Annotated in this window: 9 protein-coding genes; 1 reads left to right on the top strand and 8 read right to left on the bottom strand. The window is 62.1% G+C overall.

The window, feature by feature from the left end:
• The 6 genes from CKO27_RS06385 to CKO27_RS06360 all read right to left on the bottom strand — a co-directional run.
• On the bottom strand, positions 1 to 409 hold a 409-nt coding region (locus CKO27_RS06385; RefSeq protein ID WP_200374041.1), incomplete at its 3' end, for an ATP-binding protein.
• Between the two features lie 23 nt (positions 410 to 432).
• Complete coding sequence (istA, locus tag CKO27_RS06380; RefSeq protein WP_200374040.1) at positions 433 to 1,968, bottom strand: IS21 family transposase; 1,536 nt, start codon at positions 1,966 to 1,968, stop codon at positions 433 to 435.
• A gap of 550 nt (positions 1,969 to 2,518) precedes the next feature.
• A complete protein-coding gene (locus tag CKO27_RS06375) occupies positions 2,519 to 2,761 on the bottom strand; it encodes a hypothetical protein (protein WP_200374039.1) in 243 nt (80 codons plus the stop codon).
• Between the two features lie 202 nt (positions 2,762 to 2,963).
• Positions 2,964 to 3,524, bottom strand: a complete 561-nt coding sequence (locus tag CKO27_RS06370; protein WP_200374038.1) for a cytochrome b/b6 domain-containing protein — start codon at positions 3,522 to 3,524, stop codon at positions 2,964 to 2,966.
• A 192-nt stretch (positions 3,525 to 3,716) separates the two neighbouring features.
• Positions 3,717 to 4,784 (bottom strand): cytochrome-c peroxidase, encoded by a 1,068-nt coding sequence (locus CKO27_RS06365; protein WP_200374037.1) that lies wholly within the window; start codon positions 4,782 to 4,784, stop codon positions 3,717 to 3,719.
• 202 nt (positions 4,785 to 4,986) lie between these two features.
• Positions 4,987 to 5,223 carry a hypothetical protein gene (locus CKO27_RS06360; RefSeq protein WP_200374036.1) on the bottom strand — a complete coding sequence of 79 codons (237 nt, stop codon included), beginning with the start codon at positions 5,221 to 5,223 and terminating at the stop codon, positions 4,987 to 4,989.
• A 98-nt stretch (positions 5,224 to 5,321) separates the two neighbouring features.
• Here CKO27_RS06360 and CKO27_RS06355 point away from each other — a divergent pair, with 98 nt between their 5' ends.
• Entirely contained in the window at positions 5,322 to 5,489 is a 168-nt protein-coding gene (locus CKO27_RS06355; RefSeq protein WP_200374035.1) for a hypothetical protein, read from the top strand.
• Here CKO27_RS06355 and CKO27_RS06350 read toward each other — a convergent pair.
• Positions 5,459 to 6,577 (bottom strand): glycoside hydrolase family 26 protein, encoded by a 1,119-nt coding sequence (locus tag CKO27_RS06350; protein ID WP_200374034.1) that lies wholly within the window; start codon positions 6,575 to 6,577, stop codon positions 5,459 to 5,461. The two genes, CKO27_RS06355 and CKO27_RS06350, sit on opposite strands and share 31 nt — an antisense overlap.
• Entirely contained in the window at positions 6,574 to 6,735 is a 162-nt protein-coding gene (locus CKO27_RS06345) for a hypothetical protein (protein ID WP_200374033.1), read from the bottom strand. The genes CKO27_RS06350 and CKO27_RS06345 overlap by 4 nt, the downstream gene beginning before the upstream one ends.
• Positions 6,736 to 6,815: the final 80 nt, after the last annotated feature.

Here is a 6,815-nt window from a genome sequence, read left to right as displayed (position 1 = left end):
GCGGGGCGCGCCGATAGCGGGTGGTGAACCCCTGGCGGCAGGCCTGCTGCGCCAGGGCGCACGCCAACCAGGTTTTCCCCACGCCGGCCGGGCCGAGGATCAGGCCGTTGAGGCCCTCGCGGATCCACTGGCCGGTGGCCAGTTGGGTGATGAGGGCCTTGTCGAGACCGCGGGGCGTGTGGAGATCGAGGTCCTCCAGACAGGCGTTCTGTTTGAGTTTGGCCTGGCGCAGGCGGGTATGCAGGCGGCGGTTGTCGCGCTCGGTGAGTTCGCGGTCGGCGAGCAAGCCGAGGCGTTCCTCGAAGCTGAGGGCGGCGATGTCCGGTACGGCCAACGGCTCGCGCAGGGCTTTGTGCATGCCGGTGAGGCGCAGTTGCTGGAGCTTCTCCAGGGTGGGGTGGTGCAGCATGGGAGCTTCTCCTGGTCAGGATCTCAGTGGTAATACTCGGGACCACGCAGGTGGTCATGGGCGGTGGGCAGGGCCTGGGTCGGCGTTTCCGGGAGGGCTTGGCGATCGAGACCGCGCTGAAGGATCGAGGCGATGCTCTGGTAGCGGCAGGCGTTGAGGTGTAGCGCCCGTGCACAGGCGGCTTCGAGGCGGTCGTCACCGTAGCGCTCGCCCAAACGCAGGATTCCTAGACAGGCCCGGAAGCCCTGCTGGGGATGCGGACGATGGGCGAGGATGTGACTGATCACCCCGACGGTGGCGGGTCCGGTCTTCTTGGCCCAGCGCACCAGCCGTTCGGGGGTCCAGTCGGCGTAGTCCTGGTGGGCCTTGGGCATGTGCTCGGCCACCGTGGTGTGGCGCCCCTTCAGCGGTGAGCGCACATGGCTGGCGACGCGCTGGCGTTGGTGGAAGCATTCGACCGTGTGCTCGCTCAGGCGTACCTCCAGGGTCTGCTTCACCAGGGTGTAGGGCACCGAGTAGTAGTGCCCGTCGACCTCGACGTGGTAGTCGATATTCACCCGCACCTGCTTCCAGGTGGCGTAGGCGTAGGGGGTCTCGGGCAAGGGGCGCAGCACCGGCTGGTCGATGGCGGCGAATGCCGTCGCGCGCGAGCCGGGCAGTTTCTTGAAGGAGCGGGCATTGAGCCGCTCGCGCAAGGTGGCGATGGCGGCGTTGAGTTCGCCCAGGGAGAAGAAGGTGCGGTGGCGTAGCACCGCCAGGATCAGGCGTTCGACCACCTGCACCGCGACTTCCACCTTGGCCTTGTCGCGCGGTTTGCGCACCCGGGCCGGAACGACCGCCACGCCATAGTGACGCGCGAGCTCCGCATAGGTCGGATTGAGGTCCGGGTCGTAGCGACAGGCGCGGCTGACGCCGCTGCGCAAATTGTCGGGAACCAGGATATCTGGTACCCCATTGAAAAAGGCCAGAGCCCTGACATGGGCGCCGATCCAGTCGGCCAGTCCCTGGGTGCGGGTGGCTTCCGCGTAGGTGTAGTTGGAGGCCCCCAGCACGGCCACGAAGATCTGCGCCGCCTGCACCTCGCCGGTGTGGGGGTCGACCAAGGGGACCGTCTGCCCGGCATAGTCGACGAACAGCTTCTCGCCGGCGCGATGAGTCTGGCGCATCACCACGTCGAGCTTCCCGCTCCATGCCTCGTAATGCTTGCAGAACCAGCTGTAGCCGAAGCCCGTGGGGTAGACGGCCCGGTATTCTTCCCACAAAAGGGCCAGTGTCACGCCCGGGCGGCGCAACTCCTGGTGGACCTCCGTCCAGTCCGGCAGCGCACGGGTCGCCAAGGCCTCCCCCAGCGCGGCGGGAAACAGCCGTCCTTCCAGTTCTCGGTCGCTCAACGACGCCGGCAGGGGCCAACCCAACCCGCTGGCGGCAAAGTGCCGCTCATACTCCCCGACCGTGCTGCGTGCCACCTGTAGGCTGGTAGCGATCTGCCGGGCCGATAGCCCAACCTCAAAGCGCAGCCGTAAATATTCACGAATTTTACGCATGGACAAACGCTCCATTCTCGACCTCTTTGCTCTGAAAAAGCGGTCGATCCTAGTGGACGTGGTCCTGCGTCGCCCCCAGCCCGGGGGTGGCCGAATGGCCTTGGAATCAGTGGCCGGATCGCCGTGGAATGGGCGGCCGGATCAGAGTGGAATGGATGGCCGGATGACCGTGGAATCAGTGGCCGAATGGGTGTGGATTACGCAGGCTGCTCACCAAACGGAAAGATTCCGACCTTGCGGGCACGGGTGCCGTCTTGGGCGGTGTCGCCGGCGCCGTGCTGAGCGAGGGAGCACGACAGGATACCCAGCAAGCCTACGACATCGCTGACGACAACGGCATCGCGGCCAACGGGTCGCGACGGGAAGATCCCCGCTGATCAATCGATCCGCCGTCTGCTGGTTAGCACGGATCTGGCGATCAGCAGAAGAAAAAAGATAGGCGGTGCGCTGAAGCGTGGCGATGAATGCCGTCTGTCGGGCGACCTGACAACCCCACAGCAAAGCGGGGCCGCATCTCATAACAGCTACGCACCGGCACATGTAGATTGTCCCTTTGGCGCTACTCCTAAGTCGGCTCAGGAGCGTCCCCCTGTTGCTGGCAAGCTTGGTGCAATCCTTCGCAGTTGGCTTGGCAATCGGTATAGGCTGGCGCGGACGGCTCGCCGCAGTCGGATAGACATTGCTGCATTTCTTCAGTCGTCAACGGCCAGCAACCTTCCAACAAGTCGTTGGCATCATCTTGATCGTCTTTTGCAAAAGCCGTGACGGTCAAACACATTAAAACTGACAGCAAGAGTAAGCGTTTCATGCGGAAACCTCCGATAAAGTGTTTAAGCCGACGCGTTGCGGCGATAGTGTAAGACGGCGAGTGATGAACAGCCGCGCAAAAAAACCGATATTTTGGGAGAGGATTCGTCGGGTGAAGCCTGCGTGGCAACCTTGCAGATCACGACTGATGATCAATGAGTGCTGTGGTGTAGGTCAGAACCAGCTTTTTCGCTGGCCGTGCCTCAGTCTGCTCGCCGTTTGAATCCAGTGATCATGCCCCCGATGAGGTTTTCCCGATGGAGCAGGCTGGCAAAGAGCACACCGGCGACATGTACGATCACCAACCCGAGGGAGAGATAGGCGAAGAACTCATGGATCTCTTCCCAGTCTTCTCCGCCGCCAGTGAGCGCCCAACCGGTCCAACCCGTTATCGCAACCGACAGCAGCAGCGCCAGAATCATGGCGCCGCCGGCTGGGTTGTGCCCGACATAGCGTGGGGCACGGAAGGCCAGCTCATCCTTCAGATAGGCCAGAACCTGACGTGGCCCGCGCACGAAGTCACTGAAGCGGGCATAGCGGGTGCCGATCACGCCCCAGACCACGCGAAAGGCAATCAGAGCCAGGGCCAGATAACCCACCCAGATATGCACACCAAGCAGTTCATCTTCGACAAGGAAAGCCATCGTAAAGGCAGCGGCTAGCGCCCAATGAAAGGTGCGCACCAGCGGATCCCAGACGCGGAGACGGTCGTTTGTCGCTGCGGACGGGAGGTTAGGGGGCTGAACAGAGGTCTTGGTCGTCATTGGCGGGTCTCGCAGTGGCGTGGGTCGTGCCGGGAGTGAACCGGTTAGGTCACCAGGAAGGGAGACAGCCTAAAGCCGAGCACCTGACCGAACGCTGTGCATCCCGATCAGCCAGTGGCCAGATTTGGCGCAGGCGCAGGCGCAGGCCGTGGCGCGCGGAGGTGACGCGCACCCTCTCCCTCGTAGGTTGTCTCAGCGGTGCGGATTCTGCTTCAGATGCGGATCGATCGGCGGAATGACGCTCATCTCTGGCGTTCCCGGCAGACGTGGCAGGCTCATCTCCGGGAATTCGCCGGTCAGTCCGTTGAGGAAGGCGACGATGTCCGCGACCTGGGGATCACTGACCTCTTGGTTCAATTGCGCCTTGGCCATGATGCGCACCGCCTGATCCAAGGTCGGGACGCGGCCGTGATTGAAGTACGGGGCCGTCAGCGCGATGTTGCGCAGGGTCGGGACGCGCCACAGATGTTTGTCCTTCTGGTCCTGGGTGACCATGTAGCGCCCCTGGTCTTCCAGAAGGCCATACTGGGTGTCGTAGGCGCTACCCGGATAAGTGGGGAATTTCATGAAAAAGCCGGTTCCGACCGGCAAGGTCGGTCCACTGAAATTGGGGCCGGCGTGACAAGCGGTGCAGCCTAACTCGGCGAAGCGGTTCATGCCGCGGACCTGCTGCTCAGTCAAAGCCGTTGCATCGCCCTTGACATAGCGGTCATAGGGTGAATTTGGGGTGATGAGGGTGCGCTCGAAGGCGGCGATCGCTTTGGCCGCATTGTTCGCTGACAGGGGAGTCGTCTCGTCGGGGAAGGCGGCGGCAAACAGCGGCTGATAACCCGGAATCTGTTTCAGTCGCGCCATGGTCTCATCCAGATCGCCCATCCCCATCTCGATCGGATTCACCACCGGTCCCTTGGCCTGGTCTTCAAGGGTGGCGGCTCGCCCATCCCAAAACTGCACGGAGTAAAAGGCGGCATTCCACACCGTGGGCGCACTGCGTCCGCCGCGGGCGTCGTGCATGCCGATTGAATTCGGGCGGTTGTCGTCCCCACCGGCCATCACGTTGTGACAGGAGTTACACGACAGGGTGCCATGCTCAGACAAACGAGGGTCGAAAAAGAGCGTTTTACCAAGCTGGATTTTCGCCTCGGTCTGCGGATTATCCGCCGGGATCGGGGGCGTTTCGGGCAGCGCCTCCCAAGTTGCCGCAGAGACTGGAATGGCTAACAGCACGCAAGGCAAGAGCAAAGCGGTGTTCAGGCGCATCAGTGATCTCCTTTGAGTATCGACAGGGTAAACAGAACGGACGGCTTGGAATGACAAGCCGGATGAAATTGCCACCAATCGCGTCGAGCAAGTACTCATCGCGGGCCTCACTCAAGCGCTCGTGACATCGATCTGGGTTGGTTTCCACGATCCCACGAGGTCAAACGCTTGATCTGCTGGTTGGAGCGGATCAACTCCGCCCTCATGCCCCGCCTCGGTAAAGCTGGCCGGGCTGCGCATCGACGAAGCCGCGAATGGCTTCCTCGATATTGAGCACCGGCTCTATCGCGCTCGGCGCGCGGGCTTCAGTCCGAACCGACCGACGACTCGTGATCCGTTTGGCGGCGCTTAAGGAGAACCGGACGAAACCGGTCTGGCGCCGCGGCGTGTGACGGAAACGATTCCGGGGCGTGCGGGAAAGAAGTGAATGCGTGAACATGGGTCGAGGCTCCAGTGGCTGTATTGGGAAGCGATAATTGGCCGCGTTCAATCGCGACTTGGGTACAGCTTAACCGGCGGCCACTGACGGAACCCTAGATGACGTTGTCAGCAAATGATCAGCTCGCCATCCTCCTTCCGGCGCGCTTCGTCGGCAATGTTTGCCTGACCATCCACGCAAGGTCGATGCCCTCGCTCGTTGGAAAAGTCCTGATGCGCCAGGATGCTGATTCGCGCTATTTCGGTGCCGGTACGGCGGGCGAGTAACGTGGCTCGGGGAGCCAGAATGAGTGAGACACGCCTTCGCGGTAGGCATTCAGTGCACTCAGGGAGGAGTTCACCCGCAGGTTGCTGTAGGAGAGATCGCCATTCTGCCACTGCTCGTGCCAAAACACGGCCGCCTTGAGTCTGGGCAATTGGTGTTCCATCACCGTCAAGGCGTCGCGGATCCAAGCCCCTTTGTCGCCCTGCTTGGGAAACTCTCCAACCCCCCATTCGGCAAGCAGGATCGGCTTGCGTGGATCGAGCGCGGCGAGCTCCGCGTAATCATTGAGGATCGACTCTTTGACGCTCAACCAGTTTTCTCCCGGGAACTGCTTGCCATAGGCGCTCATGGCCAGCCAGTCCACGTAGTCGCTACCCGGATAGTAGGCCGCCATCTGATTCCAGGGAGCGTCCGGGTTCGATGAATTATTCGGATGAAAGATCCACACGAGATTGGTCGCCCCGGCCGCACGCATCCGATCGACGACATAGCGATAGGCGCGTTTGAACGCTTCGGGGCCTTGGTAACGCGGCGGGTCGGCGCCAGGAACCGACGCACCAGCACCATGGAAGACCCCCGACCAAGGGAACCACTCGCCGTTCATCTCCAGTCCCCAGGACACCAGGAGCGGCCTCCCGAACGCCCGTGCCTCCGCAGCCCAGGCATCCATGTACTGATCCCATTGACCCGCCTCAATGGCGGCAAGGTCAAAACGGGATTTCCTGGTGTCTTCCTGATCCTCCCAGGGGTTCCAGAAGACGAGTGGGACAGCGCCCGCCTGCGCGATGATCCGCACCTGATCCGTCGGGAAGCGGCCGCGGCCCCAGTAATTGGAGAAGGCAATAATCGCCTGGCGTTTCCCGACGAGTGCTGAAAAGGATTCGATCTGCTCCAGCGTGACCGCATCCTCGTGCTCGCCAAAGTCAACATAGGCGCCGGTATAGGCGCCGGTTTCTGGAACCGCCAGCGTTATGGGTTGCACGGGCCGGGTCGATCCCAACGGGACGACCCCGGTTTCGGCAGGCGTCACGCTGGTTTGAAGCAGCAACAGGGTCAATGCCGGACCGAAGATACCAGAGCGGATTTTCATACGTTGCATTCAGCGAAAGATGACCTTGGCGAAGTCGGCCTGGTCGCCAACGTCTCGCGGACCACATCCATGGCATGCAAGGCGTCGGCAATGACGGTCGCGATCAGCAGCGACCCGAACAGGATCAGGAACGGCAACACGTCTTTGCGAATGATCAAATGTTTTATGGCAGTCTCGGTGCGCCGTCTCTACAGGGCCAGGGTCAGAGCGGTGGTCGGGGTCGCGATACAGCGCAATG

Origin of the sequence: Thiocystis violacea (assembly GCF_016583575.1) — a bacterium.
Lineage (GTDB): Bacteria > Pseudomonadota > Gammaproteobacteria > Chromatiales > Chromatiaceae > Thiocystis > Thiocystis violacea.
The sequence above is the reverse complement of the archived record's forward strand: the minus strand, read 5'-3'. Positions and strand labels throughout refer to the sequence as shown.